Source organism: Microvirga arvi (genome assembly GCF_016892765.1).
GTDB lineage: Bacteria > Pseudomonadota > Alphaproteobacteria > Rhizobiales > Beijerinckiaceae > Microvirga > Microvirga arvi.
Map to the genome: position 1 here is coordinate 1 of NZ_JAFEMD010000066.1, position 26,783 is coordinate 26,783.

General features: G+C 60.4%; 27 protein-coding genes and 1 pseudogene. 22 read left to right on the top strand and 6 right to left on the bottom strand.

The window, feature by feature from the left end:
• Positions 1-29: 29 nt before the first annotated feature.
• The 6 genes and pseudogenes from ILT44_RS25470 to ILT44_RS25495 all read right to left on the bottom strand — a co-directional run bounded on the left by ILT44_RS25470 (position 30) and on the right by ILT44_RS25495 (position 3,952).
• Entirely contained in the window at positions 30-185 is a 156-nt protein-coding gene (locus ILT44_RS25470; RefSeq protein WP_204242413.1) for a hypothetical protein, read from the bottom strand.
• A gap of 399 nt (positions 186-584) precedes the next feature.
• Positions 585-821, bottom strand: a pseudogene (locus ILT44_RS25475) (integrase core domain-containing protein); the annotation flags it as partial.
• 402 nt (positions 822-1,223) lie between these two features.
• Positions 1,224-1,427, bottom strand: a complete 204-nt coding sequence (locus tag ILT44_RS25480) for a hypothetical protein (protein WP_036349065.1) — start codon at positions 1,425-1,427, stop codon at positions 1,224-1,226.
• A gap of 357 nt (positions 1,428-1,784) precedes the next feature.
• The gene (locus tag ILT44_RS25485) at positions 1,785-2,021 is read right to left on the bottom strand and encodes a hypothetical protein (RefSeq protein ID WP_204242414.1); all 237 of its coding nucleotides are present in this window, start codon (positions 2,019-2,021) and stop codon (positions 1,785-1,787) included.
• 140 nt (positions 2,022-2,161) lie between these two features.
• Complete coding sequence (locus ILT44_RS25490; protein ID WP_204242415.1) at positions 2,162-2,371, bottom strand: cold-shock protein; 210 nt, start codon at positions 2,369-2,371, stop codon at positions 2,162-2,164.
• A 498-nt stretch (positions 2,372-2,869) separates the two neighbouring features.
• Positions 2,870-3,952, bottom strand: a complete 1,083-nt coding sequence (locus tag ILT44_RS25495) for an ABC transporter ATP-binding protein (RefSeq protein ID WP_204242416.1) — start codon at positions 3,950-3,952, stop codon at positions 2,870-2,872.
• A 96-nt stretch (positions 3,953-4,048) separates the two neighbouring features.
• On the opposite strand from ILT44_RS25495, the gene ILT44_RS25500 reads away from it, so the two are divergent.
• The 22 genes from ILT44_RS25500 (at position 4,049) to ILT44_RS25605 (ending at position 25,937) form a co-directional block, all read left to right on the top strand.
• The gene (locus tag ILT44_RS25500; protein ID WP_204242417.1) at positions 4,049-4,738 is read left to right on the top strand and encodes a GntR family transcriptional regulator; all 690 of its coding nucleotides are present in this window, start codon (positions 4,049-4,051) and stop codon (positions 4,736-4,738) included.
• Positions 4,738-5,727 carry an alpha/beta hydrolase gene (locus ILT44_RS25505; RefSeq protein WP_204242418.1) on the top strand — a complete coding sequence of 330 codons (990 nt, stop codon included), beginning with the start codon at positions 4,738-4,740 and terminating at the stop codon, positions 5,725-5,727. The genes ILT44_RS25500 and ILT44_RS25505 overlap by 1 nt, the downstream gene beginning before the upstream one ends.
• Before the next feature lie 29 nt (positions 5,728-5,756).
• On the top strand, positions 5,757-6,965 hold the full coding sequence (locus tag ILT44_RS25510; RefSeq protein ID WP_204242419.1) for an ABC transporter substrate-binding protein: 1,209 nt from the start codon (positions 5,757-5,759) through the stop codon (positions 6,963-6,965).
• A gap of 64 nt (positions 6,966-7,029) precedes the next feature.
• On the top strand, positions 7,030-7,950 hold the full coding sequence (locus tag ILT44_RS25515; RefSeq protein WP_204242420.1) for a carbohydrate ABC transporter permease: 921 nt from the start codon (positions 7,030-7,032) through the stop codon (positions 7,948-7,950).
• Positions 7,947-8,783, top strand: a complete 837-nt coding sequence (locus tag ILT44_RS25520) for a carbohydrate ABC transporter permease (protein ID WP_204242421.1) — start codon at positions 7,947-7,949, stop codon at positions 8,781-8,783. The genes ILT44_RS25515 and ILT44_RS25520 overlap by 4 nt, the downstream gene beginning before the upstream one ends.
• 32 nt (positions 8,784-8,815) lie before the next feature.
• Positions 8,816-9,697: a sugar phosphate isomerase/epimerase family protein gene (locus tag ILT44_RS25525; protein ID WP_204242422.1), complete on the top strand. Its 882-nt coding sequence runs from the start codon at positions 8,816-8,818 to the stop codon at positions 9,695-9,697.
• Positions 9,694-10,689: a Gfo/Idh/MocA family protein gene (locus ILT44_RS25530; RefSeq protein ID WP_204242423.1), complete on the top strand. Its 996-nt coding sequence runs from the start codon at positions 9,694-9,696 to the stop codon at positions 10,687-10,689. The genes ILT44_RS25525 and ILT44_RS25530 overlap by 4 nt, the downstream gene beginning before the upstream one ends.
• Complete coding sequence (locus ILT44_RS25535) at positions 10,679-11,023, top strand: PI-PLC domain-containing protein (RefSeq protein ID WP_204242424.1); 345 nt, start codon at positions 10,679-10,681, stop codon at positions 11,021-11,023. The genes ILT44_RS25530 and ILT44_RS25535 overlap by 11 nt, the downstream gene beginning before the upstream one ends.
• Before the next feature lie 263 nt (positions 11,024-11,286).
• Positions 11,287-12,126: a helix-hairpin-helix domain-containing protein gene (locus ILT44_RS31775; RefSeq protein ID WP_204242425.1), complete on the top strand. Its 840-nt coding sequence runs from the start codon at positions 11,287-11,289 to the stop codon at positions 12,124-12,126.
• A gap of 3 nt (positions 12,127-12,129) precedes the next feature.
• The gene (locus ILT44_RS31780) at positions 12,130-13,029 is read left to right on the top strand and encodes a PHP domain-containing protein (protein WP_372441251.1); all 900 of its coding nucleotides are present in this window, start codon (positions 12,130-12,132) and stop codon (positions 13,027-13,029) included.
• A gap of 476 nt (positions 13,030-13,505) precedes the next feature.
• Positions 13,506-14,462 (top strand): ATP-grasp domain-containing protein, encoded by a 957-nt coding sequence (locus tag ILT44_RS25550; RefSeq protein WP_204242427.1) that lies wholly within the window; start codon positions 13,506-13,508, stop codon positions 14,460-14,462.
• A 203-nt stretch (positions 14,463-14,665) separates the two neighbouring features.
• Complete coding sequence (locus ILT44_RS25555; protein WP_255549923.1) at positions 14,666-15,457, top strand: GntR family transcriptional regulator; 792 nt, start codon at positions 14,666-14,668, stop codon at positions 15,455-15,457.
• A 33-nt stretch (positions 15,458-15,490) separates the two neighbouring features.
• On the top strand, positions 15,491-16,993 hold the full coding sequence (locus ILT44_RS25560; RefSeq protein ID WP_204242429.1) for an ABC transporter substrate-binding protein: 1,503 nt from the start codon (positions 15,491-15,493) through the stop codon (positions 16,991-16,993).
• A gap of 20 nt (positions 16,994-17,013) precedes the next feature.
• On the top strand, positions 17,014-17,943 hold the full coding sequence (locus tag ILT44_RS25565; RefSeq protein WP_204242430.1) for an ABC transporter permease: 930 nt from the start codon (positions 17,014-17,016) through the stop codon (positions 17,941-17,943).
• Entirely contained in the window at positions 17,940-18,806 is an 867-nt protein-coding gene (locus ILT44_RS25570; RefSeq protein WP_204242431.1) for an ABC transporter permease, read from the top strand. The genes ILT44_RS25565 and ILT44_RS25570 overlap by 4 nt, the downstream gene beginning before the upstream one ends.
• Positions 18,807-18,813: 7 nt before the next feature.
• The gene (locus ILT44_RS25575) at positions 18,814-19,605 is read left to right on the top strand and encodes an SDR family NAD(P)-dependent oxidoreductase (RefSeq protein ID WP_204242432.1); all 792 of its coding nucleotides are present in this window, start codon (positions 18,814-18,816) and stop codon (positions 19,603-19,605) included.
• Positions 19,602-20,510 carry a polysaccharide deacetylase family protein gene (locus tag ILT44_RS25580; protein ID WP_204242433.1) on the top strand — a complete coding sequence of 303 codons (909 nt, stop codon included), beginning with the start codon at positions 19,602-19,604 and terminating at the stop codon, positions 20,508-20,510. Before ILT44_RS25575 ends, ILT44_RS25580 begins: the two co-directional genes overlap by 4 nt.
• A complete protein-coding gene (locus tag ILT44_RS25585; protein ID WP_204242434.1) occupies positions 20,510-22,066 on the top strand; it encodes a gamma-glutamyltransferase family protein in 1,557 nt (518 codons plus the stop codon). Before ILT44_RS25580 ends, ILT44_RS25585 begins: the two co-directional genes overlap by 1 nt.
• Positions 22,056-23,054 carry an ABC transporter ATP-binding protein gene (locus ILT44_RS25590; protein ID WP_239468535.1) on the top strand — a complete coding sequence of 333 codons (999 nt, stop codon included), beginning with the start codon at positions 22,056-22,058 and terminating at the stop codon, positions 23,052-23,054. The genes ILT44_RS25585 and ILT44_RS25590 overlap by 11 nt, the downstream gene beginning before the upstream one ends.
• Positions 23,051-24,037 (top strand): ABC transporter ATP-binding protein, encoded by a 987-nt coding sequence (locus ILT44_RS25595; protein ID WP_204242435.1) that lies wholly within the window; start codon positions 23,051-23,053, stop codon positions 24,035-24,037. Before ILT44_RS25590 ends, ILT44_RS25595 begins: the two co-directional genes overlap by 4 nt.
• 32 nt (positions 24,038-24,069) lie before the next feature.
• Positions 24,070-24,471, top strand: a complete 402-nt coding sequence (locus ILT44_RS25600) for a RidA family protein (protein ID WP_204242436.1) — start codon at positions 24,070-24,072, stop codon at positions 24,469-24,471.
• 212 nt (positions 24,472-24,683) lie between these two features.
• Positions 24,684-25,937 (top strand): threonine synthase, encoded by a 1,254-nt coding sequence (locus ILT44_RS25605; protein WP_204242437.1) that lies wholly within the window; start codon positions 24,684-24,686, stop codon positions 25,935-25,937.
• Positions 25,938-26,783: the final 846 nt, after the last annotated feature.

Here is a 26,783-nt window from a genome sequence, read left to right on the forward strand (position 1 = left end):
ACATCTATTCCTCCTTTGCCAAGGAGGGGTCAGGTCTTCGTTTCGTCAGGGGGGCAGTTTCTCAGTTCGGCCGACAGGTAGAGGGCGATGTTCTCTGTCATAGGTACATTGGTATAGAGCCGGATGACCCCGAAACCCTGGCGTTGCGCCTCCTGCACCGCCAGCGGCTTATCGGAATTACGCACTCCACGAGTTATACTGCATTGTGCTCACTGTCTGCGCTTCGAATGGGGCGTTATAGGCCAGTGCTAGCCTGATCATGTGCGCCATTCCCGGTCCAATGCCATCGAACTGCTCAAGCTGGTGCGCATTCGCCTTGAGTTGGTCCATGGTCCGGATGTTCTCTCTTTGCAGCACCTCCCAGGCAGTGGGGGGCAGATAGAGACCCGCAATGGGCCCTGGGCAAGTGTCATAAAAATGGGGCATAGGAAGCTCCTAAGCCTTGCAGGCGAGAGCTGCTCAACTCTCAGCCGCCGATAACCTGTTGTAGACCCGTGCCGAACATACCACCAGCACCAGTCCACAAACAGTCCATAACCGTTTGTTGGAGATTTCGGCGTCGGCCTCCCCGAGCACGCTTTTCTGTTTGGTCCTGGCATTTGCTGGAGCGGGTCGAGCCTGAAGCGTTGCGGCTCGCTTGTAAAGATCTTGCAGATGTACTCGTAGGGGGTGAGGCCGCGCAGGGTCTTGAGCCTTCTGGCGAAGTTGTAGGCGGCGAGGAAGTCGCCCAGGTGACCCCGCAACTGGTCGTGGGTGTCGTAGTAGTAGCGCCTGACGGTCGCGTCCTTGAGGGTCCGGTTCATGCGCTCAACCTGTCCGTTATCCGGCATGCTGCTTGCGGTGCCTTATGCGTCCATCTGCTTTCTTCCGGAAGCGGTGCTATGGTGAGCCCATCTGGGACGCCGGGCACCGGGAGCACGAAGGTGCGGGCAGGCCGCCGATAGACGTTGGGCTGAGAGCCCGAGCTCGTTGACAATCGCCGCCCCCTTGCGACTTGCCCGGATGCGCTGCGAGCGCGGATCGTCAAGTGTCGTGTTGCCCGCCAGCTCCCGTTTTGAACGAGCACAGTTTTGAGGGAACCGGCATGCGCATCATCGGACTGGATATTCACCGCGCCTTCACCGAGACGGTTTTGACGAAATTCGGCTTTCTGGGATGAGGTGAATCGTACCGTCTTGCTCGTCTTCTGCCAGATGGGAAGCATAAGGTGATATGACTGCGCTTTATGTCCCCTGGGCGTGCTGCACCTTCTTGATGAGCTCCTCAAGCGCAGGACCAGGTCCCTCATCATGTTGGGTCAGGTAGACAGCCGCTTTCCCCAAGCTGGTGAAGTCGGCCTGCTGAAAATCCTCTGGCGTGTACGAGGCCAGGATCTCAAGCGCCAGATCTTCTGCCAAGGCCCGGATCAGCTCGACTTCGGGAGTCATGCTGGATCTCACGTTCTGCTGCTGCAGCTTACCAGCACCGTTCTATTCGGGCCAGTCCTCGTCAGGTCGTGCCGGCTGGGCAATAACCGAAAACGGCCTTTACCTGCTTGATCAGCAACACGGGTCTAACTGCTCGACCGAAGGGGCCCAGGCGCCGAATACATTGTGCGAACACCAGGCGCTCAGAAGCCTAACCCAATCCCTTCCTGGGTCGTAATACGAAAGTCGACCAGGGTGCCAGGACCAAAGGTGAGTGTCAGCGGCACGTCGCTTGCCCGAGTCGTGCGTCAGCTCGCAGCCAACCCGGATCCGCATGGTTTCTTCTCATCGACGGAGCAGGGTGTGGGCCACTTCCGATCATGGGTGATCCTCACCCGGATGGTGCCGGCAGACGCCCCGGGTGTGCTTCTCGATTGCCGCCAGGGCGGCATCAAGGGATGCGAAGGGGCCCTGCTCGATACCAGCCATGGTCTCCCGAGCATGGCCCTCCGGGTGGATTGTGAACTGATTGGCAGGGACTTCCGTAATCCGGCCCATCGGACGGCCGAGCAGGTCCGTCAGGGTCCATGCCCTGCCGTCGTCTGTTGGTGTCACGGTTAGATCCAAGCGTGCCTCCGCTTCATGCACGGCCCAGGATATTGGATGAGCTGTCGGTCTCACTACTAAGGCGGTAAGCCGCCCCGTCAGGAGCGGCTTGAAGGGAAAGCACTCAGCTGATGTTATGACGGGCTCAATCAGGCCTTTTGCAGGTTGGTTGCAGACTCCTTGCCTGTGCGGCGGTCAGCTTCTACCTCATAGGAGATCTTCTGGCCTTCCACGAGGCCGCGCATGCCAGCCCGCTCGAGCGCTGAGGCATGGACGAACACGTCCTTGCCGCCGTTATCCGGCTGGATGAAGCCATAGCCCTTCGTCTCGTTATACCACTTCACAGTACCAGTTGCCATTGCATATTCCCCAAGTCCCATCAGGTGCGCTTCCGCCAAGCTATCCTGCCGTGTCTAGTCACGAGGTCAAGCACTTGGCTGACTGTTGAGCTGTAACGCAGATCCTGCATCATGCACATGGTGTGAGGCTGCCGCAGCTTTGACTGCTCTGGCGCCGATTGCGGCATGGCATCGTTCTGTGAGAGGACCCTGTCACGGCACTGGTTACAGACTTCTTGTCAAAAGGCTTATTCAACGAAATTCGCCTAGGCGCAAAGCTAAAACGTCAGCCCGTCCTGCTATCTAAGAACAACTCCGCAAGACCACTGTCACTTCAACCCGTTTTTACTTTTATGTATTACTCCCACAACGAGAGTTGGATTGCGCGATTTCAATAGAGTTAGACACGCCAGACTTCAGTCCAAAGCGGCGTCTACCTGCTTGACGTGACATTGCTGGAAGAAGCATCGGCCGAAAGTCAAGTGGCGTGAACCTGCCAAAGGTGAAAGTGGAGTAATATCAGTTCAGACGGCTGCCACTTTCAGCAAAGACGTGAAGGGAGTCGGGCTGACCTGCAAGAGACAAAACAGTTCCAGGACTCACCTCGCTCGACCGCGGCAGTTCTACGGTCAGGAGACGGTCGCCTCCGACATCGAGATAGGCATAGGTTTGCCCGCCAAGTCGCTCTATGACAACTGTCTCGCCCGTGAGCCAAGCCTTGTCGGGATCGCAGACGCCTAAGTCCTCCGGCCGAATGCCTACCGTAATGGACGCGCCATGCCCGGAATCCTGAATCGAGGATGCCGGAATCTCTATGATGTTATCTGTTTGAAGCCGCAGACCAAGGACGCCGTGGCGTTGCTCTGCCCGCACATCGAACGTGTTCATGATTGGGCTGCCGATAAAACGGGCAACGAACAGCGTCTGCGGCCTGTGATAGAGATCAAGGGGTCGGCCGACTTGTTCTACGCGCCCGGCGTTCATGACAACGATCCGGTCGGCCAGTGTCATAGCTTCAACCTGATCGTGGGTCACGTAGACCGTCGTGGCACGCATGCGGCGATGAAGCTTGGCCATCTCAAGGCGCATCTCTACTCGCAGGGCCGCATCCAGGTTGGACAAAGGCTCGTCGAAAAGGAACGCTTCAGGCTCGCGGACAATTGCCCGACCCATGGCAACGCGCTGACGCTGACCACCCGAGAGCTGTCCCGGCAGGCGATCCAGCAGAGGTGTGATTTTAAGGGTCTCCGCAGCAGTGGCGACCCGATCCTTGATCTGGTCGGCGGGTGTATTCCGCATCTTGAGACCGAAAGCCATGTTGTCGCTCACGCTCATATGCGGATACAGCGCGTAGTCTTGAAACACCATGGCTATGTTGCGATCGGCCGGTGGAAGATCGTTTACTACGCTGTTGCCGATGCGCAGCGTACCTGATGTGATCTCTTCAAGGCCGGCAATCATCCGCAGAAGGGTGGACTTCCCACACCCAGAAGGTCCGACAAGGACGAGGAACTCGCCGTCGCCGACCGTGAGATTAATCCCGTGGACCACATCAATGCTTCCGTAGCTCTTTTTGAGCTGTTCAAGCCGAATCTGAGCCATTTCGGTCTCCTCCTGCAGCGGATCTTAGCTAATCTCGGTTGCTTACCATTATTGATAATGATAATGATACTGAAGCGCAACCAGTATAAGATCACGATGGCAAGTCTCAACCTTCTGCAATCCCGCCAAGCCTCTATGCCTCGTCCAGCGAAATCCGGTGAGGTCTACGAGGCCGTAAAGCGGGAGATCATGTTGGGCGGGGTGGCGCCAGGCGCCGCGCTTGTTGAGCTTGAACTCGCCGGAGCCTTTGGGTGCAGCCAAGGGCCTGTGCGGGAGGCGCTCCTCCAGTTGCAGGATGAAGGTCTGGTCATACGGCAGGGGCATCGCGGCACCCGGGTCGCCGACTGCACGGCGGACGAAGCCATTGAAATGTTCCGGCTCCGTCAATCCATCGAATGCCGCGGTGTCGTCAGGGCCTTACAGCGGCCGAGTCGGACGCTTGTGGCCGATCTCAAAAGGCTGATCGACGCAATGGAGGCGGCGGCTCTGGCCGGTGACGAATACAAGCTCGCCGAGCACGACCGGGACTTTCATCGCCGTCTGCTGCGGGATGCCAATCTCCCGGCCCTCGAGCCGATCCTGCACCGGTGCCTCGTTCACAACCATCGTTTCAAGATCTCCCAGTCCACTGGAGAGCGGAATCTGGTGGCAACAGCCCGACGCCATTACACGATTCTCGAGGCAGTCGAGCGCGCGGACGGGGCTACAGCCGCACAGGCGCTGGCGCACCACATCGCCACGATCGTGGAGCTCGGTCCCGCAGTTTTCACGCACGGAGAGCAGTGATGCACGCGCGCCCAGAGGACCTTTCCACCGAATTGTCGCCCGACATGGCCGCACTCATGCAACACGTCCTGGAGGAGGACGGACCTCAGCCCGATCCAACTCTGCTATCCGCAGCCGAGGGGCGCGCAGCCGCGGCGAAGGCCAACTGGCGCTGGAACGTCGACCTTCCAGCCATGGCCGATGTTCGCGAATATCACATCCCCGCTGATCTCAAACTCGGATCGGCTGAGTGCCGCACCAGAGTGCTGGTTCCCAAAGGCCGCATAGGCGGCACCCTTCTTTTTGTGCACGGTGGGGGATTCGCCTTCTGCAGCCCCGAGACCCATGAACGATGCGCGCGTGTTCTTGCTGTTGAATCGGGCATGGCGGTCGTGGTGCCGGATTACCGGCTCGCACCGGAACATCCCTATCCCGCAGGCCTCATGGATGTTGTGGCGGTCCTGCGCGCGCTAACATCGGATCCATCATCCTTAGCGCTTGAGGCAGGACCTCTCCTGGTGTCGGGCGATTCCGCAGGCGCCAATCTTGCACTTGCAGCGATGATCCATGAGCAGCGTTCAGGGCGCAAGCTCCCCGAGGGAGCCCTTCTTTTCTACGGTGTCTACTCAGGCGATAACACGTTGCCCTCCTATATCCGCTTTGCGGAAGGGCCAGGCCTGACCAGCGCGAAGATGAAGCGGTACTGGGATTGGTATGTTCCGAACGAAGGGGACCGGCACAACCCGCTTGCCTCCCCCTTAAAGGCTTCGGATGCCGAGCTCCGGGCGCTGCCACCCTTGTGGCTGCAGGCGGCGGGAATCGATCCGCTCCTGTCGGACACGCTCGCCCTCGGCCAGCGCTTGCGCGAGTTGGGACGAGACGATCCCGTGACTGTCATTCCAGGTGTCGTGCACGGATTTCTACAAATGACCGTCTCGCTTCAGGCGGCGCGGGATGCCTTGGCCGCGGCAGGGGCCGCCGCGCGAAAGTTGGCACAGACCAACGGATAAAAACACCAATCACTGCAATGGAGGAAACGATGAAGACGGTGATGAAGAAACTTTTGGCAGCCTGCAGCCTCGCGGCTGGCTTGGCTCTCGCAAGTGGCGCACAGGCGGAAACGGTGCGCTTCTGGTATCATTTCGACAATCCGGACAACCCGATGTCGAAGCTGGTCGAGAAATTCCAAACGCAGAATCCCGGCATCAAGATCGAAGCCGAGAACATCCCATGGAACAGCTACTACGACAATCTCTACACATCCATCGTCGGCGGCAATGCACCTGATGCGGCGATGGTGAAGCTCTTTGCCCAGCCGCGGCTCGTGGAAATGGGTGCATTGGAGCCGATCGGCGACCGGCTCGAGAAGTGGGCTGGCAAGGCCGACCTTCTCGATAACTTGCTCACTCTCAATAAGGGACCGGATGGTCAGCAGTACTATCTGCCGATCCAGTATGTGGTGCTCTACCTCTACTACCGCCCCGACCTGTTCAAGGCTGCTGGCCTCGAGCCGCCGAAGACCTGCGAGGAGTTTCTCAACGCCGCAAAGACGCTCACCAAGGCACCCGACCAATACGGATTTGGATTCCGCGGCGGCAAGGGTGGTTGGGACCAATGGGGCACCTTCGTCTTCTCGAAAGGCGCCAAGTTCAAAAAGGGTGGCCTCACGACGCCGGAAGCGATTGCGGCCAATCAATGGCTGATCGATCTGCACCGAGTGCACAAGGTCTTCCCGCCCTCGGCCCCGAACGATGGATTCCAGGAAATCCTGGGCGCATTCAAGGGCGGTAAGACGGCAATGACCATTCACCACATTGGCTCATCAGCCGATATCGTGAAGGCGCTTGGCGATAAAGTGTCAGCAGCTCCCGTTCCCAAGTGCGGTGAGGAAGCCTGGACGTCCTATGGCGACGAGTCCCTGGCTGTCTTCTCCTCTTCCAGTGCGAAGGACGCCGCCTGGAAGTGGATCTCGTTCCTCGCCGAAGGGGAGAACAATGTCCTCTTCAATCAGGCAACGGGTCAGCTTACCGTCACGAAGAGCGGATCAAAGAACTGGAAGCTGCACGAGCAGCGCTTCGTCGACGCGACGGTTGCCTCACTGCCGTTCGCGGCGGTCCTGCCCCAAACGTCGGCTACGGCCGACTTCGTGAATACCGTGTGGCCGACCACCATGCAGCGGGCGCTGACAGGCCAGATCAGCGCCGAGCAGATGATGAAGGAAATCGAGACGCTCATCGCATCTCAGTAAACGCTTCGCTGCGACTGCGCCCTATGGGGCGCAGTTCGTCCCGCTTCGACAAGAGATTTGGCCCATGTCCCTTACTGCAGCCTTGTCGGACCATGCGGCGCCGACACGCGCGTGGCGCAAACGCCTGCTCCCCTACGGTCTGCTCACGCCCGCCGTTTTGGTAACTGTCGTGATTGTCTTCCTGCCGATGATTGAGGCGGTCGTCACGAGTCTGTACGAATTCGTACTGTTCAGGCCCAATGCGGCCCGCTTTGTGGGCTTGGGCAACTACATCAAGCTCGTCCAGGATCCCGTTTTCTGGATCACCCTCAAGCATACGGCTATCTGGATCGGCCTGACGGTCCCACTGCAGATGGGACTTGGGCTGATTGCAGCACTGATTCTCAACCGTCAGTTCCCCTGGCGCGGGCTCGCCCGAGCTCTGGTGATCATCCCGTGGGCGCTGCCCAGTGTTGTAATCGCGCTGATGTGGCGCTGGATCTACGATGCCAATACAGGCGTCCTGAACGAGATCCTGTTGCGCCTGTCGATCATTCAATCGGCGATTCCGTGGCTCGCCGACCCTGACAAGGCTCTCTACGCGGTGGTTGTGACCCTCACCTGGCAAGGCTTCCCGTTCTTCGCAGTCATGATCCTTGCCGGTCTCCAGGGCATTCCCAGAAGCCGCTACGAGGCCGCATCCATTGACGGCGCAAGCGCATGGCGGCAGTTCCGTCACGTGACCTTGCCCGGTATCGCGGGCGTGCTCGCGACCGCAGGCCTCCTGCGCATCATCTGGGTTGCTAACTCCATCGATGTGATCTTCGTGATGACCGGTGGCGGGCCCGGCTATGCAACCCAGACGCTACCTCTCTATGCCTTTGTCAAGGCACGACAGAACCTAGATTTTGGCTACGGCACCACCATCGCAGTGATGTTCACGCTGCTGCTGGGCGTCGTCGTTGCCATCTACATTGCACGCACGTCGCGGGAGGTCGAGCGATGATAGGCAAGCCAACCTTAACCCGGCGCATCCTGACGACCGACCTTCCGGCGCTCGGTATCGTTCTTTTGGCCCTCGGACCGTTCCTATGGATGCTGATGACGTCCTTTACGCCACAGGAGAGGCTTGCCGCCGTTGGCGTCGCCATCAGTCCGGTTAGCTGGTCCCTGGAAAACTATCTGCGCCTGATCTCCCGAACCTCGTTCCTCGGCAATATGGGCCACAGCCTCCTCGTGGCGGCAGGAACAACCGTGCTCGGCCTCTTCGTTTCGGTTACCGCAGCCTATGCCTTCTCGCGGTTTCGTTTCGCCGGCCGTCGGGTTTTGATGATGCAGTTCCTTCTGGTGAACATGTTCCCAGTGGTGCTGCTGATCCTGCCGCTCTTCGTCATGATGCGGCGCTTAGGTCTTCTCGACACCCATGCGGCCCTCATCATCGCCAATGCGACGGTAGCCATCCCGTTCTCCGTCTGGATGCTGACGAGCTACATCAACGCGATCCCGAAGAGTCTCGATGAGGCTGCGATGACCGATGGTTGCAGCAGACTTCAGGCACTCAGGCGGGTCATTCTGCCTCTGGCTATGCCGGGCATCATCTCGACGGGAATCTACATCTTCATCACCGCATGGAATGAGTATCTCTATGCTCTTACGCTCGGCGGGCGGAACGTGCGCACGGTCACCGTCGCCGTCCAGACCTTGATCGGCGAGTACCAGATCGAGTGGGGTCTGCTCTCCGCAGGCGGCGTGGTGGGCGCCCTGCCGGCCACGATCCTGTTTCTCATCGCCCAGCGCCGCCTGATCGGTGGGCTTACGCAAGGCGCCGTTAAGGGCTGATCCGCGATCACGAAATCAAAGCAAGGACGATCATGAACCCTATCGGTCTTATATCCATGCAGTACGCCCGGCCCTTCACGGCCGAACACTTCCCGCTCTTTGGACAGATGAAGTCTTTAGGCTTCGACTTCGTTGAGCTCCTCGTACCCGAGCCAGGCGAGATCGATCTGAACTCTGCACGTCGCGCCGTCAATGACGCCGGCCTTGCCGTGGTTCTAGCGGCGCGAGTCAATCTCCAGCGCAACCTAGCGAGCGAGGATCGAACGGCGCATGAGGCAGGGATCGATTATCTGCGCTATGCCGCCGACTGTGCTGCGGCCCTAGGCGCCAAGATCGTGGGTGGCCCCCTGACAGGCAACCCGTTGGTCTTCGCAGGTCGCCCGCCCGCTCCGGTCGAGGAGAGTGAGCGGCTTGCCCGGAAAGAGCGATGCGTGACCGGCTTGCAGAAGGCCGGCCAACATGCTGCCGCGGTTGGCATTGAACTTGCTGTCGAGCCTCTCAACCGCTTCGAGAGCGATGTGCTCTGCACCACCCAGCAGGCCATTGAGCTTCTTGACGCCGTCGACCACCCGGCGATTGGATTGATGCTCGATACGTTCCACATGCATATGGAGGAAGCCTCGATCCCGGAGGCTATTCGCCTCGCGGGCTCCCGCACCATCCATTTCCAAGCGAACGAAAACCATCGTGGCTTTCTTGGAACTGGGTCGACGGACTGGGTCGAGGTCTGCCGCGCACTCCACGATGTTGGCTATGCCGGCCCGATCTCACTCGAACCCTTTCGTCGCAACGACGATCGCTTCGGGGTTCCTTTCGCCCAGTGGCGCCCGCCGCACGAGGACGAGAGCGAGCGGCTCTCTGACAGCGTTTCCTTCCTGAAGTCCCACCTGAACCTGACGAGATATCGCCGATGACCCTCAAAGTTGGCTGGATTGGTTGCGGCACCCACGCGACCCAGATGCTGCTCCCTCAACTCGTGCGCCACGACGTTGAGATCATCGCCCTGTGCGATGTCGACGGATTACGGCTGGCCCAGGCAGGCCGTCAATTCGGGGTGAAGAACTTGCTTTCGAACGCCTACGAGCTCATCAACACCCCGGGCATCGATATGGTGGGCATGGCCGTTGGCCCGGACCAGCACCTTGCCTTCGGCAAGGCTGCGCTCGAGCGCAGCCTTCCTGTCTTCATGGAAAAGCCGCCGGCCGCCACGGCCGAAGGAGCGCGCGAGCTTCTGAGAGCCTCCGAGCGCAGCGGCAAGCCGCTGGTCCTCGGGTTCATGAAGCGCTATTCGATCGGCAATCGGATCGCTCACAACATCATTACATCTGGACGATTCGGGCGGGTTTTAGGTCTGACCGGTTACTACATGACAGCCCCGACCTATTTCGCTGGCAATATCGATTACTCGGGCTTCTTCCTGCATCACTGCGTCCACTACATGGATCTTGTGTCGTACTTCGTCTCGCCGGTGCGCGAGATGAATGCCCGCAAAGTCGAGGCGGCTCCTGGGCGGGTCCTTTTCCACGTGGATCTCGGCTTCGAGTGCGGTGCAATCGGTACCATCGCCATGGGAACGATCCAGTCGCGCGGCACACCCGTTGAACGGATCGAACTGATGGGTGACCATCAGCGGCTCGAGGTCGATGACGTCATCGAGGTCCGGTGGAACCGCAACCCTCCATTCAAGACCGATGATCTCGCGGCAACGTTGAATGAAGACGTCGATACCCTCACCTGGAAGCCCAACTTCACCGCAGCAGCGAACGAAGATCACAAGGGCTATCACGCTCTTCTGACAGATGCGGTGAAACTATTCCGCGGGGAGGCATCTGCAGCCCCGACAATCACAGATGGCGTTGTGGCTATGGAACGCCTCGAGAAACTTCGCCAACTGCTTGAGCTTTAGGATCAGTCTCTCGCCTTGTTGCACGAATGGGTGGGTCTACCTGGATGCGGATGGCTTTACGCTGCTGATCGACATTAAAACAGAAGGCGAGCCAACGTATAAAGCGATTGCGGTGGTACTGTCCAAATATGCTGAGATCCTGACCGCCATCTGCAACGGCAAGGCTTACCCCGGAGCTGTCACGGCTGTCGTGTCGGGTAATCGCCCAAAAGAGTACATGCTTGCTGAGAAGGTCCTTTATGCAGGCGACGATGGCTGTATGCCCGATCTGACATCCGATACACCTGCAGCATTCATGCCCCTGCTGAGCGTGCCAAATTGTGCGACATTGTAACAACGACGAATGGGAAGGGCTGGACCATCCGGTTTGGGCGACCCCAGACCAACCAGGACCGCAACGTGACGCCATCTGGAAGGAGTTGAAGGCAGCATGCTGTTTCTGAACGCTATATGCAGCCTGTGACGCTCCTAAACTCTTAGCGTAGGGTTCCAGGAAGGTTCTGCGATGACCTCTATGAGGTCAGCTTGTCTTCGGAAACTGTCCGGTTCTGCCAGACGTTACTCGTGGCCGAGAGCCGCTACCCGTTAGACATGCGAATGGACCGACAACCAGCCTCATCGCCGTCTTCAGAGATGGCAGCACAGGCCTCTAAGGGCCTGGATGCGCCCTCCGTCGCCAGATTGCTGGTCGAACTCGGGCAGCGGCTCGTGCTCGCAGGAGAGAACCCGTACAAGTCCCGCTCCTACACCCGAGCGGCCGAGAGCCTCCTGCTGCTCAGTGAGCCCCTCGAGAAGGTCATTGCGGCAGGGCGGCTCCAGGAGATCCCAGGCGTGGGCGCCGCCCTTTCGGAGACGATCCAGCGACTGCACCGGGACAGCACTACGCCGCGCCTAGAGGCCCTGCGGGCCGAGGTGCCAGCGGGCGTGCTGGAACTGCTGGCGATCCCAGGTCTGCGCCCGCAGAAAGTACTCGACCTCTACCGCAAGCTCGGGATCACCAGCGTCGATGAGCTCGAAGCGGCTGGCCGGCAGGACCGGTTGAAGGCGACGAAGGGCTTCGGTCCTGCCTTTCAGGACAAGGTCCTCACCGGCATTGAGCTCATGCGGCGTTCGCACGGGCAGCGGCTCATCCATCGCGCCGGCGAGCACCTCAGCACTTTGGAAGCGAGCCTCAGGCGGTCGCATCCCGAACTAACCCGCCTCGTCCCCGCCGGCGACTTCCGGCGTGGCTCCGAGCTGGTCTCGGATCTCGCTCTTGTGGCCGAGACCCCGGCTCACTCAGGGATCGAAGTTGTCGATATCTCTGAGGGGGCCAGGATGTGGCTGGCGGACCGGCGGCATTATGGGGTTGCCCTGGTGCTGGCGACAGGCTCGTCCGAGCACATTGACGAACTCAGATCTCTTGCGGAGCGCCGCGGCTTACGGCTCGATGAGTGAGGGCTGTACCGCGGCCAGCACCTCGTTGACTGCGTGGACGAGGAGGACGTCTATGCTGCGCTGGATCTTCCCTTCATTGAACCCGAACTGCGGGAGGGCAGGGGAGAGATCGCCCTCGCTGTGGCGCGACGACTGCCCCAACTCGTGGCTGATCAGGACATTCGCGGTCTTCTGCACTGCCACACCGACTTCTCGGACGGCAGCAACACGTTGGAGGCAATGGCCGAGGCAACGCGGGCCAAAGGCTATGAGTATTTCGGTGTCGCGGATCATTCGAAGACGGCGAGCTATGCCGGCGGGCTCTCGGTCGAGAGGGTCGCTATCCAGCACAAACTCGCGGACGAGTTGAACGCCCGCTATCAAGGCCGCTTCCGGATCTTAAAGGGGATCGAGTCCGACATCCTCGAAGACGGCTCGCTCGACTACCCGGACGAGGTGCTGGCTCGCTTCGACTTCGTCGTGGCGAGTGTGCACAGCCGCTTCAAGCTCGATGCCAAGACCCAAACCGAGCGCATCATTCGGGCGGTGTCCAACCCCTTCACGACTATCCTCGGCCACATGACGGGTCGGCTGCTCCGCCGCCGGGAAGGCTATCAGATTGACATCGAGACGGTCCTGGAGGCTTGCGCCAGGCACGGGGTGGCCGTTGAGATCAACGCCCATCCTCAGCGTCTGGATCTGGACTGGCGCTGGCACCAGCGCGCACTCGATCTTGGGTGCATGTTCAGCATCAACCCGGACGCGCATAGTGTTGACGAGCTAGATCTCACCTCCTGGGGCGTGTTGATGGCGCGTAAGGGAGGCATTCCTCCGGACCGGGTGCTGAATTGCCTGGGGCGTGATGAGCTCGTGGGATATCTCACCAGGCGGGCGATGCCGCTCAACGGGGTCAGCGCACCATAAGGCTGTGCTACTTCGTCGGGGCAGGCTGAATGGCTCTATTGCATTAACCTATCAAACTACAGCATGTAGTGGCGATTGCACGTGGCAAGCACGCTACAGAGTGTGCCTCGTGAAGTTAATGCAACAGTGCCGCGCTAACTGCTTTGTCGAACCTGTCCGGGCAGTGCCACTATTTCACGGACGACACTTTGGCGAGCAGTACCCTTCGCTGTCAGGTCTTCTGCCCTGCATAATGGCTTAGAACCCAAAATTCGATCTGTGTTCAGCCATCGAGGAGGCCTCTCGGTTGACTGAAGAGCTCATGTTCTTGCTACGTACTAGGTTACCGCGGCTTTCGGAAGTCTTCTTGCGCTCACCCCTCCACGTTTAATTACATAAAAATTATGTAGTCTATTTTTTTTAATCGATGAATGATGTAAATTCGATTGATATCGACTAGCCTGAGAGGCAAGGTGCCACGAGCAAGAGGTCGCTTCATGTCCAAGGTCTATGTTATTCACGAAAATAGTGTGTGGGTTGAGCCCCTCCGGTCCGCTTTCGGCGAACTGGGAACACCCTTTGAGGAATGGTTCCTTGATCAGGGTGTGCTGGATCTGCGCTCGCCCCCACCACAGGGTGTGTTCTACAATCGTATGAGCGCGTCCTCGCACACGCGGGATCATCGCTACGCAGCCGAATATACCGGTGCCGTTCTTGCTTGGCTCGAGCGTCACGGGCGAATGATCGTCAACGACAGCCGGGCGTTGCGGCTTGAGATCAGCAAAGTCGCGCAATACGAGGCGCTCGGGTCCTTCGGCATTCCAACGCCGGAGACGCTGGCTGTGGTGGGACGTGAGAACATCCTACCCGCGGCTCAGACGCTCGGGTACCCACTTATCCTCAAGCACAACCGGGGCGGCAAAGGGCTCGGCGTGCGCCTGTTCCTAAGCCGTGTTGCTTTGGAGGAGCATCTCGCATCGCCGGAATTCGAGGATCCGGTCGATGGCATCACCCTTGTCCAGCGCTACATCCAGGCTCCTGAGCCGTATATTACGCGGCTTGAATTCGTTGGGGGCCGCTTCCTCTATGCGGTGCGGGTCGACACCAGCCAAGGATTTGAGCTCTGCCCGGCGGATGCATGCCAGGTTGATGCATCGGCCATTGGATCCGTGGCCTGCCCAGCGGTGGCCCCATCGGAGAAATTCCAGGTCATTGGTGAATACCAAAACCAACTGATCCCAACCTATGAGCAGTTCCTGGCAGCGAATGGGATCGGCATCGCCGGGATCGAGGTGATCGTCGATGGCAATGGGAGAACCTTCACCTATGACGTGAACACCAACACTAACTACAATCCCGAAGCGGAAGCGCATGCTGGATTGTTCGGCATGCGGAGCATTGCTCGCTACCTTGATCGCCTTCTAAGGCAGGGGCAGGCCGTCCGAGCCGCCTAACGCGTCCACGCCATCTTTGGCCACCCGTCGATTCCAAGCTCAGTTCAACCACATCCAGGCGCCAGCGGGGTGCCTGGATGAGATCAGCCTGTCAGGCACGGGAACGGCAACGCCTGCGCGCAAGACAGAATGCCCATCATTTAGCCTTGTGAGATGTCACAAAGCATCTTGTGCGATGTTACAAACCATGCTGACCTATTGTCATGTATGATCGGTCTTCGCCCTTCGCGTTGCCTCAGCCCCCTGGTCCGATCGCCAAAAGTGCGGTCGCGCTCCAAGTGCTTCGGCATGCGGTCATGACCTGCGAACTGGCCCCTGGAGCGGCGTTCTCTGAGATTGAGATCGAGACCCGATATCGGCTCCGACGCGCCGGAATCCGGGTTGCCTTGCAGGCCCTCGCGGCAGAAGGGTTGGTCGCTCCGCTCCCGCGACAGGGATGGCGGGTCCAACCGATCACCGGCGCCTTCATCGGCGGCTTGATCACCGCACGGCGTCAGACCGAGGCGGTGATCGCCCATGTGGAGCTCAACGCCAGGGAACGCGAACGTGTCCATACGCTCGTCATGTTTACCGCGACGCTTGCGGAACGCCACGACCCGCAAGCCTTCGTCACCGCGCGCGTGACCGACCGGCAAATACTCGATCTTCTCGCGGATCGTACCAACTGGTTCCACACGAAATGGCTTCGTGAGCTCTGGGACCAGTCCCAGCGCGTAGTGAGCTTTCTCGAGTCGGGAGAGCTTCAATACCGATCACTCAGCCGCGAGGGTCTCTTCGAAGCGCTGGCCGCGTCGGATCACGCTCGCGCGACCGTGGAGATATTGCAGGAGGTCGACCATTTTGAGGCATTCGTTTCACGTGCCCTCCTGCGTCTTCCGAAAGCCCTCGTAGGGCTCTCGCAGGAGCGCAGCACCCGCCGATCTCGCGTACAGAAGCCGACCCGCTCGGCAGGAAAGGGAGCACGGGACGAACCCCGCTCCACGGCCAAATCATGATCGCTCAGGCAGCGATCCAGAAGGAGACCTGACATGGTGAGACGAGGAAGAGGATTGGCGGCTGCCCTTCTGGGGCTGTGTCTGGCGGTTGCACCCGGCGCGCTGCTGGCAAAAGAGAAGCTGACGGTCGATCTGGTCAACGAGCCATCGTCGCTCGACCCGCACGTGCAGTGGAACCCAGACAGCTACTACGTCTATCGCAACATCTTCGACAACCTCATCACACGCGACGACAAGGGCGACATCGTCCCGCAGGTCGCCACGTCCTGGAAGTACCTGTCGGATACTGAGATCGAGTTTGCGATCCGGGACGACGTGACGTTCCATGACGGCCAGAAGCTGACGGCGGAGGACGTAGCCTTCAGCGTGCAGCGGATCACCGATCCGAAGTTCGCCAGCCCGCAGCTTGGCCAGTTCAACAAGATTGTCAAAGCCGAGGTGACGGGCCCGACCACGGTGAAGCTGACGACTGATGGGCCTTATCCGGCGCTGCTGGGGCAACTCGTGAAGCTGTCGATCGTGCCCAAGCACGTGGTGGACGCGGTGGGCAAGGATGCCTTCAACCTGAAGCCGGTGGGAAGCGGCCCGTACAAGTTCGACGGCTGGCAGCGCGGCGTGCAGGTGACCCTGACGGCCAACGACAAGTACTGGGGCACCAAGGGCCCGTTCACCAGCGTGGCGTTCCGGGCGGTGCCGGATGCGGCAACCCGGGTGGCGAACCTGCAGGCGGGCACAAGCGATCTGGCGGTCACCCTCGACTCCGACCTTGCCGCGCAGCTCAAAAACTCGCCCAAGGCTAAGGTGCTCTCCGTCCTCACCGAACGCGTGGCTTACCTGGCCATGAACATCCAAAAGCCACCGGTGAACGATCCGAAGGTGCGCGAGGCGATTGCCTATGCCATCGACAAAGACGGGCTCGTCGAGGGCATTCTCGGCGGCTATGACAAGGCCGTCCCAGAGATGCTCTCGCCGGCCCATGTCGGCTGGGTCGAGGGGATCGAGGCACGGGGCTATGATCTTGCCAAGGCGAATGCGCTGATCACGGAGGCGGGAGCGAAGGCCAAGCAGCCGATTTCGCTCCTGACCTCTCCCGTTTACGACCAGCGTGTCGTCCAGGCGATCCAGCAGATGCTGAGCGAGGCTGGTCTTACGGTGAATATCGAAATGACCGATATGGCCAACTGGCTCAAGCAGATGCAAAGCGGGCCAAATTCCATCCCCCAGATGGCCTTCAGCCGCTGGTCCTGTGCGTGCCAGGATGCAGATGGTGTGCTCTTCCCGCTGCTTCATTCTTCCAGTGGCTGGGCCAATGCGCAGGACCCGGAGGTCGAGCGCCTCCTTGTCGAAGCGCGCCAAACACTCGACGAAAAGAAGAGGCTTTCGCTCTATCGCGGAGTTCATGAGCGCATCGCGAAGGAGCTTTTCCTCGTCCCGCTGTATCAGGTCGGCATCATCTACGGCGCGGCGAAAGGCCTTCAATGGCAACCCACGCCGAACGAGAGCATGTTCCTGAATCGCATGACGTGGAAAGACTAAAACGGGCCCTCGGATCATCCATGCGACGCTTTCTCACCCGGCGGATCGGCCAAGTCATCGGCACAATCTTCGGTGTCGTGACGCTGATCTTCTTCCTTCAACGCCTGACCGGTGATCCGACCTACCTGCTCGTCCCCGAAACGGCGACCCAGGCCGATATCGACGCCATGCGTGCGTCGCTCGGTTTCGACCGTCCGCTCATCGTCCAGTACCTGGCGTTCCTGAAACAGATCGCCAGCTTCGATCTGGGTCGCTCCGTCATTCAGAATGTGCCGGTCTGGGATATCATCGCCTCGCGCCTGCCATATACCCTGCAACTGGCGGGAGGTGCCCTGCTGGTCGCATGCGGTCTGGGGATCCCGGTCGGGATCATTCTTGCCCTCTATCGAGATCATCCAGCTTCCCGGTTGCTCGCGAGTGTCGTTCTGGCGGCGCAGAGCATGCCGACCTTCTGGAGCGGGATCATCCTGATCTTGATCTTCGCAGTGACGCTGGGCTGGCTCCCTCCGTCGTCAACCGGCGGCATTGAGCATCTGGTTATGCCGTCGATCGCGCTCGGGCTCCTGAGCATGGCAACCTTTGCCCGCATCACTCGCACCTCGCTGTTGGATGAACTCTCCAAAGACTACGTCCGCACGGCCCGCTCCCGGGGAGTGCCTATGGGACGGCTGCTTCGCCGGCATCTCGCCCGCAACGCCTCCATTCCCGTGATCACCGTCGCGGCCCTGGAGATTTCCAATCTTCTCGCCGGTGCCGTCATCGTAGAGACCGTTTTCGCCTGGCCCGGCCTTGGGCAAGTCACCGTGCAGTCGATCCTCGCTCGCGATTTCCTCGTGGTGCAGGGAATTGTCCTGCTGGGCGCGTTCGTCACGGTGGCTCTCAACCTCGCCGCCGATCTTCTCTACAGCGCGGTTGACCCCCGTATTCGCCTTGATGGGAGCCGCCGATGACTTCCGCAACCGCATCGGCCCCGCTGCGACAAGTCGGCAAGCCGCGCCGTTCGATTACGCGGTGGGTGCCCATCATCCTCATCGCCTTCTTTGTTTTGGCGGCCGTTTTCGCGCCGCTACTGGCACCCTACGATCCGAACAGCCAAAATCTCCTGGGCCGGATGAGGCCGCCGGGAACCATGTCCCGCAGCTTCCACTATCTGCTCGGTAGCGATGAGCTCGGCCGCGACCTGCTCACGCGATTGATCTACGGGGCTAGGGTATCGCTATTCGTCGCCATTGCCTCAGTCATCCTGTCCGGCGTTGTCGGTGTTCTGCTCGGGATGCTGGCTGGATATCTTCGCGGCTGGGTTGAACTGATCGTCATGCGCCTCGTCGACGTGTTCCTGTCGATCCCGGCGATCCTGCTCGCCATCATCACGGTCGCGGTCCTTGGAACGGGACTCGTGAACGTGATCGTCGTCCTGGCCCTGACCCGCTGGCCGCGGTATGCTCGTATCGCTTACGGCCAGACGCTCAGCGTCGCCAACATGCCGTATGTGCGGCTCGCCGCCTTCATGGGGGCTTCCACGCCGCGCGTCCTCCTCCGGCACATCCTGCCCAATATCATCGGGGCGGTCACTGTGGTGGCAACGCTGGAATTCGGCCTCATGGTCCTGTTCGAGGCGGGTCTGTCGTTTCTCGGCCTGGGCGTACAGCCACCGACGGCGAGCTGGGGTGCCATGCTCAGCTCGGGGCGAAACTATCTAGCCACCGCGTGGTGGATTGCCACCTTCCCGGGTCTCTGCCTGTTCCTGCTGATCCTCGCCGTTAATCTCATAGGCGACGACCTGCGCGATCGCTTCGATCCCCGCTCACAATGAGGCTGTCATGGACTTTTTCTCCGATCTTTCCGGCAAGCGCGTGGTCGTCACAGGTGCCTGTGGGGTCGTCGGTCGCTGGATCGTCGACGCTTTCGTGGCGGCCGGCGCCGAATTGTGTCTCACCGATGCGCAGGAGACCGCGCTTAGCGCCTATGCCGGAGAAGTCTCACTCGGCTCTGGCGGCTTCGCTCATCCGGCGGACCTGACAGACGAAACGTCGATCGAAGGGCTGATCACCGAGATCGGCCGACGCTGGGGCGCCGCCGATGTTCTGGTCAACAACGCCGGGATATATCCAAGCGGCTTCCTGCTCGACATCTCGACAGCCGAGTTCGATAAGATCTTCTCGGTGAACCTGCGGGCGCCCTTCATCCTGACCCGTGGCATCGCCCGCCATATGATCGAGAAGGGTATCAAGGGTTCTGTCATTAACATTTCGTCTGGCGCAGCGCGCAAGATGCGACGCACGGTCGTGCCTTATTGCACCTCCAAGACCGCTCTGGACCGGCTGACCAAAGGGTTCGCCATCGAACTCGCGGAGTTCGGCATCCGGGTGAATGCCCTTGAGCCCGGATTCGCCGCCGGTAGTTCGGTGAGCAGCCTCACGGACGAACACATCAACAACACCATCGCGGCTATCCCGCTCGGCCGGCCCTCGTCGCCGTCCGACGTGGCGAACGGCCTGCTTTATCTCGCGAGCGACGCCTCCTCTTACGTGACCGGGGCCACCCTTACCATCGATGGCGGTAACTCGATCGGCTCGCTCGCCGTCCACCAAGCAAAGAAGCATCCGCTGTGAGTGATATCACCATGACCCCGTTCTCCCGGATTCCGTACGAGTGGCCCTCGAGCAAAACCAGCGCATTCTGCTTTACTGTCGACGTGGATGCGGAATCCCCGCTCCTGTGGAACATGAAGAGCGAGACCAGTTCCCGCGTCATTGGCCAGATGGAGCAGCGGCTCTTCGGGCCGCGGGTTGGAATCTGGCGCATCCTCGATCTCCTGGATCGGTTCGGAATCAAAGGCAGCTTCTTTGTGCCTGGCGTCGTGGCGGAGAACCATCCAGACCTTCTTCCCGCCTTTGTAGAGCGTGGCCATGAGATCGGCCTGCATGGATACTTCCACGAGATTGTTTCCCAAGTTAGCGACGAGGAGTTCACAGGAGCCCTGGAGGCCTCGCTCGAGGTTTTCCGCACCCAGGTTGGGATCGTTCCGAAGGGCTTCCGGTCACCGGCATGGGAAATGACGCCGCATATGCTCGGCGAACTGAAGAGGCGCGGCCTGTACGACAGCTCGCTCTCAGGCTTCGATCATCCCTACACAATAGGTGATGTCACAGAAGTCCCGGTGCAATGGGCCATCGACGATGCTGTCTATTTCAAGTTCGTGGGCGGCGGGGCGGATTCCTGGCCGCCCTCGGCGACGGGCCCGATCCTCGACAGCTGGATCGACGAGTGGTCGATGCTGCACAAGGAAGGCGGCCTCTTGATGCTGACAATCCATGATTGGATTTCGGGCCGGGCCCACCGCATCCTCATGCTTGAGCGCCTTCTCCAGCGGGTCACGGCACAGCAGGGGGTGTGGATCGCGACGGTGGGCGAAGTTGCAGCCCACCATGCGGCGTCGGCCAACGCAGAGCGTTACACGGTGCCGGTGCGGGTCCCGGAACTGATCGCCGAGGCGCGCTTCGGAAGGGAACGTTGATGCAGACTTTCACTCTTCACAAGCCGGAAGTGCGTTCCCCTCACGGTTTGGTTGCCGCACAGAACCGCTACGCCGCAGAAGCGGGAGCCGCTGTCTTGGCGAACGGCGGCAATGCAATGGATGCCGCCGTCGTGACGGCTCTCGTTTTGAGCGTCGTGGAGCCTTGGCTCTCGGGCATCGGAGGTGGAGGGTTTCTCCTCCACGCGGATGGGGCAACTGGCACCGTTCATACTCTCGACTTCAACGTGATGTCCCCGCAGAACCTCGATCCTGCAGACTATCCGCTTGCGGGAGCTAAGACTGGGAACTGGTTTGACTGGCCGTCGGTTGAGGGTGACCGGAATATTGCGGGCTACGGCTCGATTTGCGTCCCGGGCGCGGTCGCCGGGTTTGCGGAAGCGCTGTCACGGTTCGGGACGCTCTCCTGGTGCGACGCGCTTCAACCCGCGATTGAGCATGCAGAGCGTGGGTTGGAGGTGGACTGGTTCACGTCCCTTTCCCTCGCCGTCGAAGCTGCCGCCTTGGCAAAGGACCATGCGACTGCGGAGATCTTCCTCGACAATGGCCGGGCCCCTCGGGCCAGCGAACGCGAGGCCGTGCATTATCGAACGATGCCCAACAAGGCAAAACTCCTCAAGCGACTTGCTGCGGCGGGTGCGCGCGACTTCTACGAGGGCGAAACAGCGCATTTGCTGGTCAAGGACCTCAGGGCGGGAGGTTCCCGGATCGAGGCAGCTGATCTGGTGGCTTATCGGACCCACTGGCGCGACCCTCTCGTCGCCGGGTACCGAGACCTGGAGGTCAATGCGATCCCAGGCTTGAGCGGAGGTCCCACTTTCCTTGATGCCTGCGGACGGCTCGCGGCTTATGACCTTTCGGCCGGAATCTCCATGGCAGATGCTGCTCTGGCCTACGCGACCGTAATCCGTGACGCCTACGAGAAGCGCCTCACGACAATGGGCCATGCAGCCACGCCTGAGGCCGGATGTACCAGTCACCTCAGCGTCGTGGATTCCAGCGGCACGATGGTTTCACTCACCAACACATTGTTGTCGAGGTTCGGTTCCAAGGTTGTGCTGCCCGGGGCCGGAATCCTGATGAACAATGGCGTCATGTGGTTCGATCCGCGTCCGCAGCAGCCGAACTCGATCAAGGGCGGCGTACGGCCGCTTGCCAACATGTGTCCGCTGATCGTGAAGAGGGACGGCCGCCCCGCACTCGCCATCGGCGCAGCCGGCGGGCGTACGATCTTTCCCACAGTTCTTCAGATCCTCTCCTACATGGTCGACCGCGGTCTTTCCTTGGAAGACGCGTTTCACGCGCCGCGCATCGACGCCAGCACACCGACGATCCGCATCAATGCCAAGGCGGATCCGGCCGTTGCTGCGACCGTCGGTACGCGGTACCCGGTTGAGCTTGTCGAGGATACCCTGTACCCGGTGAACTTCGCAATTCCATCCGCTGTGATGAGGGTCGGAACAGAAAACCTAGGCATGGCCCATCCAACCAGCCCCTGGGCTGCCGTCGCCATTGGAAGCGCAGCCGATGATGACTGAAACCGCGCAGCGCGACGAGACTCCAGTCCTCGCGATCAAGGATCTACGAATCCAGATCGGCGGCCTCGACGTGGTCGACGGAGTTTCGCTCAGGGCGGACAGGGGGCGCATTCTCGCTGTCGTTGGCGAAAGCGGCTGCGGAAAGAGCCTGACAGCCCTCTCGATCCTGCGGCTTCTGCCGAAAGCCGCCAGGATAGCCGAGGGTCGGATCGAGTTGGAAGGAACGGACCTCGCGCATCTGCCCGAGAAGGACTTGGAAGATATCCGAGGCAACCAGGCGTCGATCATCTTCCAGGAACCAATCGCGTCGCTGAACCCATTGATGCGGGTTGGTGCGCAAGTGGAGGAGGCGTTGCGCCTGCATCGCGGCCTCTCGCATGCGGAGGCACAGCGCGAGGCTCTTGCAATGCTTGTAAGCGTTGGCATTCCTGACCCTCAGAGGCGGGCGAGGCAGTATCCGTTTGAACTCTCCGGAGGCATGTGCCAGCGTGTGATGATTGCTGCGGCGCTGATCTGCCGTCCGCGTCTTCTCATCGCGGACGAGCCCACCACCGCCCTCGACGTGACAATCCAAGCACAGATCCTCGACTTAATGAAGCGCCTGCGCGATGAGGTCGGCACCTCCATCATCATCATCACACATGATATGGGCGTCGTGGCGGAGATGGCGGACGATGTTGCCGTCATGTATGGGGGCAGGGTGGTCGAGCGCGGGCCTGTGGACACCATCTTCGCGGCTCCCGCTCACCCCTATACCCATCTTCTGCTCGCGACGGTGCCCCGCCTCGACGGCCATCGCAAGAGTGCTTTGCGAACAATCGAAGGCATCGTTCCCGGCGTGGATCAGTGGCCAAAGGGCTGCCGGTTTCGCAGCCGCTGTCCCCTGGCCACTGACGTTTGCGCGCGCCGTCCGTCTCTGGATCCGGTCGACGCGACCGGGCATGCCGCCGCCTGTTGGCACAAAGATCGTCTGAGGGAGATAGCATGACGAACCCTGGCTCAACTCTCCTCAGCGTGCGCGATCTCAAAATTCATTTCCCCATCCGCGGTTCCCAGGGTGGAGTGGTCAAAGCGGTCGATGGGATTTCTTTCGACATTCCGTCTGGGCGCACGGTCGCGCTGGTCGGTGAGAGCGGTTGCGGCAAATCTACAACCGCCTACGGTATCATCGGACTTGAGCCGGTTACCTCAGGGTCGATCCAGTTCGAGGGACGGGAAATCGCACATCTCGATAAGCAGTCCAGGCGCGCTCTCGCCACCGATATCCAGATTGTATTCCAGGATCCGAGTGCCGCATTGAATCCGAAGATGGCGATCGGCGACAGTATCGGCGAACCGCTCGTCATACAGGGCTGGCGCAGAGACGAGCGGAAGCAGCGTGTTCGTGAGCTTCTCGATCTCGTAGGGTTGCCTGAGGCCTACGCGGAGCGGACGCCGAACGCCCTCTCAGGCGGACAGCGTCAGCGTGTGGTGATCGCCAGGGCTCTCGCCTTGTCGCCGAAGCTTCTCGTCCTCGATGAGCCCGTCTCCGCCCTCGATGTGTCAATTCGCTCGCAGATCCTCAACCTTCTCATGGAGTTGCAGAAGGAGCTCGGCCTTTCCTACCTGTTCATCTCCCACGATCTGTCGGTAGTTCGTCACTTGGCCGATGACGTAATCGTCATGTATCTCGGAACGGTGGTCGAGGAAGGTGGGGCCGAGGCCTTATTTGAAGCGCCGCAGCATCCGTACACGCAGGCGCTGATCTCCGCGATTCCCTTACCCGATCCACGGGCCCAGCGCTCGCGCGAGCGCATCATCCTCAAGGGAGATCTGCCGAGCCCGCTCAACCCGCCCACAGGTTGCCCCTTCGTCGGTCGCTGCCCGATCCGGATTGAGCCGTGCGGCACTATCCGTCCGTCACTGCAACCGGTACCGAGCGGCACGCGCGCTGCATGTCTTGTGCGTGCGCCCGCTACGTTGGCGGCTTGAGCCTGTATCGGTTTGTCCAGGAGTTTGAGACGATGATCGAACGCAAGAACCCGTCTAACCTCGCCCCTCCGGTTGGCCGCTATCATCATCTGACCATAATCCCGGCCGGCAGCGACATACTTGCGATCGCAGGTCAGGTCGGCCTGGACGAGAGTGGGCACTTGCCGGCTACAGTCGAGGAGCAACTCGCCAATGCACTTTCGAACGTCACACGCATTCTGCAGAGCGAAGGTCTGGACCATCGAGCTGTGTTCAAGGTCAATATGTGGCTCACACAGCCAATCGAGCGCGAGCGTTATGTCGAGATCTGGCGCGGGTTTCACAGTGATGAGCCGCCAGCCTCTATGTTTGCCTACGTCTCCGCGATGATTCGCCCAGAGTATCTGGTTGAAGTGGAGGCATGGGCCGCTCGCCCCCCTAAGGAAGCCATTTAACGTATACAGGGCAGTGTACCGCCGGTCCCGGATCATATCGAACTGAGGCAGGCGGAATGCCTGCTCACGGAGGAAATTCGAACGGCAGGAAAGTTCACTGAACGCCTCTAAAAGCTTCTTGATGTGCTCGTGTCGAGGTATCGAAGAGCACCACTTTAGGGAGGTGTTCAACTGGTTGCCGGGTCGTCTAAGTTACCCAAAAAGGCGTTCTCATGAACATCAACGCGAATCTGACCACTGAGCGGCCGACCTTCGTCACCCACCTTGAGTGCTCCTGGACAGGCGAGATCTACGAGGCAGACCGGCCACACAACCTGTCTCGCGCGGGCAAACCTTTGTTGGTTCGCTATAATCTGGATGGCGTTCGCGCCTCGTTCAGCAAGGAGGCGCTCGCAGCACGTCCCAACGACCTCTGGCGCTGGCGCGAACTGCTCCCGGTACGCCGGGTGGCCGACATCGTCAGTCTGGGCGAAGTCGCCACGCCGCTTATTCCTCTTATGAGGTCCGTGCAGGACCTCGGCGGAAGGGAGGTCCTCGTGAAGGACGAGGGCCGGCTCCCAACCGGGTCGTTCAAGGCACGGGGGCTTGTGATGGCAGTTTCTATGGCCAAAGCTTTCGGCCTCGAGCACCTAGCGATGCCGAGCAACGGCAACGCCGGGGCGGCTCTCACCGCCTATGCGAGCCGTGCTGGCATCCGCGCCACCGTCTTCTGTCCGGAAGACACGCCAGAGATCAATCTCTCCGAGATCGCGCTGCAAGGTGCCGCCGTCTACCGAGTCAATGGCTTGATCGACGATTGCGGCAAGCTCGTGGGGCAGGGCCGGGAAATCACAGGATGGTTCGATGTCTCGACACTGAAGGAGCCCTACCGGATCGAGGGTAAGAAGACGATAGGCTTGGAACTGGCCGAGCAGCTCGGCTGGGAGCTTCCCGACGTGATCTTCTATCCCACGGGAGGCGGGACAGGTCTGATCGGCATGTGGAAGGCCTTCGCTGAACTGGAGGCCATCGGCTTCATCGGCAGCAAGAGACCCCGGATGGTCGCCGTGCAGGCGACGGGTTGCGCGCCCATGGTGCGCGCCTTCGAGGCTGGCGACGAAACCGCACCCCGCTGGGAAGATGCCCACACCGTAGCATCCGGCATCCGGGTGCCCCAGGCGGTCGGTGACTTTCTCATCCTTCGCGCGGTCCGCGAAAGCGGTGGGTTCGCCATTGCCGTCTCAGATGAAGCGATCATGGCAGCGGTTGAATCCGTGGCGCGAGCCGATGGCCTGTTGCTGAGCCCGGAGGGCGGAGCGACCATGGCGGCGTACAGGCAGGCACTGGCCGACGGCCGGGTTGGGAAGGATGACCGTGTCGTTCTGTTCAATTGCGCGACCGGCCTGAAGTATCCCCTGCCTCCGGTCCATGCCTCGCTTGACCGCACCAAGCCGATCAACTTTGCGGACCTGTCTGAGGCCGATTAAGAACTTGAGCCTTAGGTAGCGCGTCCATCGGCCTGGATGGACGCGCCCTTCTGACGATAGGAGCCGTCGCATGCCCGACCGGAAGCCTGTGATCCATGAGCCAACACTCACCGTGCATGCGGGAGCAGGGTCGCGGGACGTTGGAGGGCCGGCCTCGGCGGCACCCTTGCATCAAACTTGGCGGTATGACCCGGGAGAACGGACCTTTGCTTCATTCAGCGGAGGTCGAAAACCCCACGTCTAATCGACGCTGGAGTGCTCCAGTTGGACAGCTGACGGATGACGAGCGGCAGGAACTGCTCTCTGCCGCCCAAGCCTTGGCGCATTTGATCGCTGATCTGGCGGCAGAGGATACCTTCTTCAGCAATCCCCGTTAGCCACCAGAGGCTGATAACGGCAACGCATTCGCGGGATCTTTCGGCCACCAAGAGACGCTCTGACTTTTAATCAGAGGGTCCTGGGTTCGAGTCCCAGCGCGCTCACCAACAATATCAAAGGGTTACCGGCATCTGCCCTTTGAATCGTTTGCTCCCAGGTAGCCAATAGGTAGCCAAACGTTGAGACGGGCAAGCCTCGCTCAAGTCCGAGGTCGAGCTGACCTTAGGAGCGGGAACGGCGGAGTGAGTCGCCTGAAGCTTACCCTCCGTCCACTCCCAGCTTGTGGATAGTGTTGCCTCGGGGCGGCCCGTCACGAAGCCACAAAAGCCTGGTCTGCCACGGTGAGCGGACCCTTAACGGGTGTGCCTAAACTTCCCAAGTTGACCCTGGTTGTTCTCTAATTCCGGGTTTGGGGTCAAGCTCTCTGTGAGCATCCTTGCCGGGTCCATGGTTCTCTCCGCGGTAAGG

Coding starts and splice junctions, on each gene's coding strand:
- ILT44_RS25480 (WP_036349065.1), bottom strand. CDS start 1,427: ATGACTCCCGAAGTCGAGCTGATCCGGGCCTTGGCAGAAGATCTGGCG.
- ILT44_RS25490 (WP_204242415.1), bottom strand. CDS start 2,371: ATGGCAACTGGTACTGTGAAGTGGTATAACGAGACGAAGGGCTATGGC.
- ILT44_RS25495 (WP_204242416.1), bottom strand. CDS start 3,952: ATGGCTCAGATTCGGCTTGAACAGCTCAAAAAGAGCTACGGAAGCATT.
- ILT44_RS25500 (WP_204242417.1), top strand. CDS start 4,049: ATGGCAAGTCTCAACCTTCTGCAATCCCGCCAAGCCTCTATGCCTCGT.
- ILT44_RS25505 (WP_204242418.1), top strand. CDS start 4,738: ATGCACGCGCGCCCAGAGGACCTTTCCACCGAATTGTCGCCCGACATG.
- ILT44_RS25510 (WP_204242419.1), top strand. CDS start 5,757: ATGAAGACGGTGATGAAGAAACTTTTGGCAGCCTGCAGCCTCGCGGCT.
- ILT44_RS25515 (WP_204242420.1), top strand. CDS start 7,030: ATGTCCCTTACTGCAGCCTTGTCGGACCATGCGGCGCCGACACGCGCG.
- ILT44_RS25520 (WP_204242421.1), top strand. CDS start 7,947: ATGATAGGCAAGCCAACCTTAACCCGGCGCATCCTGACGACCGACCTT.
- ILT44_RS25525 (WP_204242422.1), top strand. CDS start 8,816: ATGAACCCTATCGGTCTTATATCCATGCAGTACGCCCGGCCCTTCACG.
- ILT44_RS25530 (WP_204242423.1), top strand. CDS start 9,694: ATGACCCTCAAAGTTGGCTGGATTGGTTGCGGCACCCACGCGACCCAG.
- ILT44_RS31775 (WP_204242425.1), top strand. CDS start 11,287: ATGGACCGACAACCAGCCTCATCGCCGTCTTCAGAGATGGCAGCACAG.
- ILT44_RS25550 (WP_204242427.1), top strand. CDS start 13,506: ATGTCCAAGGTCTATGTTATTCACGAAAATAGTGTGTGGGTTGAGCCC.
- ILT44_RS25555 (WP_255549923.1), top strand. CDS start 14,666: ATGTATGATCGGTCTTCGCCCTTCGCGTTGCCTCAGCCCCCTGGTCCG.
- ILT44_RS25560 (WP_204242429.1), top strand. CDS start 15,491: ATGGTGAGACGAGGAAGAGGATTGGCGGCTGCCCTTCTGGGGCTGTGT.
- ILT44_RS25565 (WP_204242430.1), top strand. CDS start 17,014: ATGCGACGCTTTCTCACCCGGCGGATCGGCCAAGTCATCGGCACAATC.
- ILT44_RS25570 (WP_204242431.1), top strand. CDS start 17,940: ATGACTTCCGCAACCGCATCGGCCCCGCTGCGACAAGTCGGCAAGCCG.
- ILT44_RS25575 (WP_204242432.1), top strand. CDS start 18,814: ATGGACTTTTTCTCCGATCTTTCCGGCAAGCGCGTGGTCGTCACAGGT.
- ILT44_RS25585 (WP_204242434.1), top strand. CDS start 20,510: ATGCAGACTTTCACTCTTCACAAGCCGGAAGTGCGTTCCCCTCACGGT.
- ILT44_RS25590 (WP_239468535.1), top strand. CDS start 22,056: ATGATGACTGAAACCGCGCAGCGCGACGAGACTCCAGTCCTCGCGATC.
- ILT44_RS25595 (WP_204242435.1), top strand. CDS start 23,051: ATGACGAACCCTGGCTCAACTCTCCTCAGCGTGCGCGATCTCAAAATT.
- ILT44_RS25600 (WP_204242436.1), top strand. CDS start 24,070: ATGATCGAACGCAAGAACCCGTCTAACCTCGCCCCTCCGGTTGGCCGC.
- ILT44_RS25605 (WP_204242437.1), top strand. CDS start 24,684: ATGAACATCAACGCGAATCTGACCACTGAGCGGCCGACCTTCGTCACC.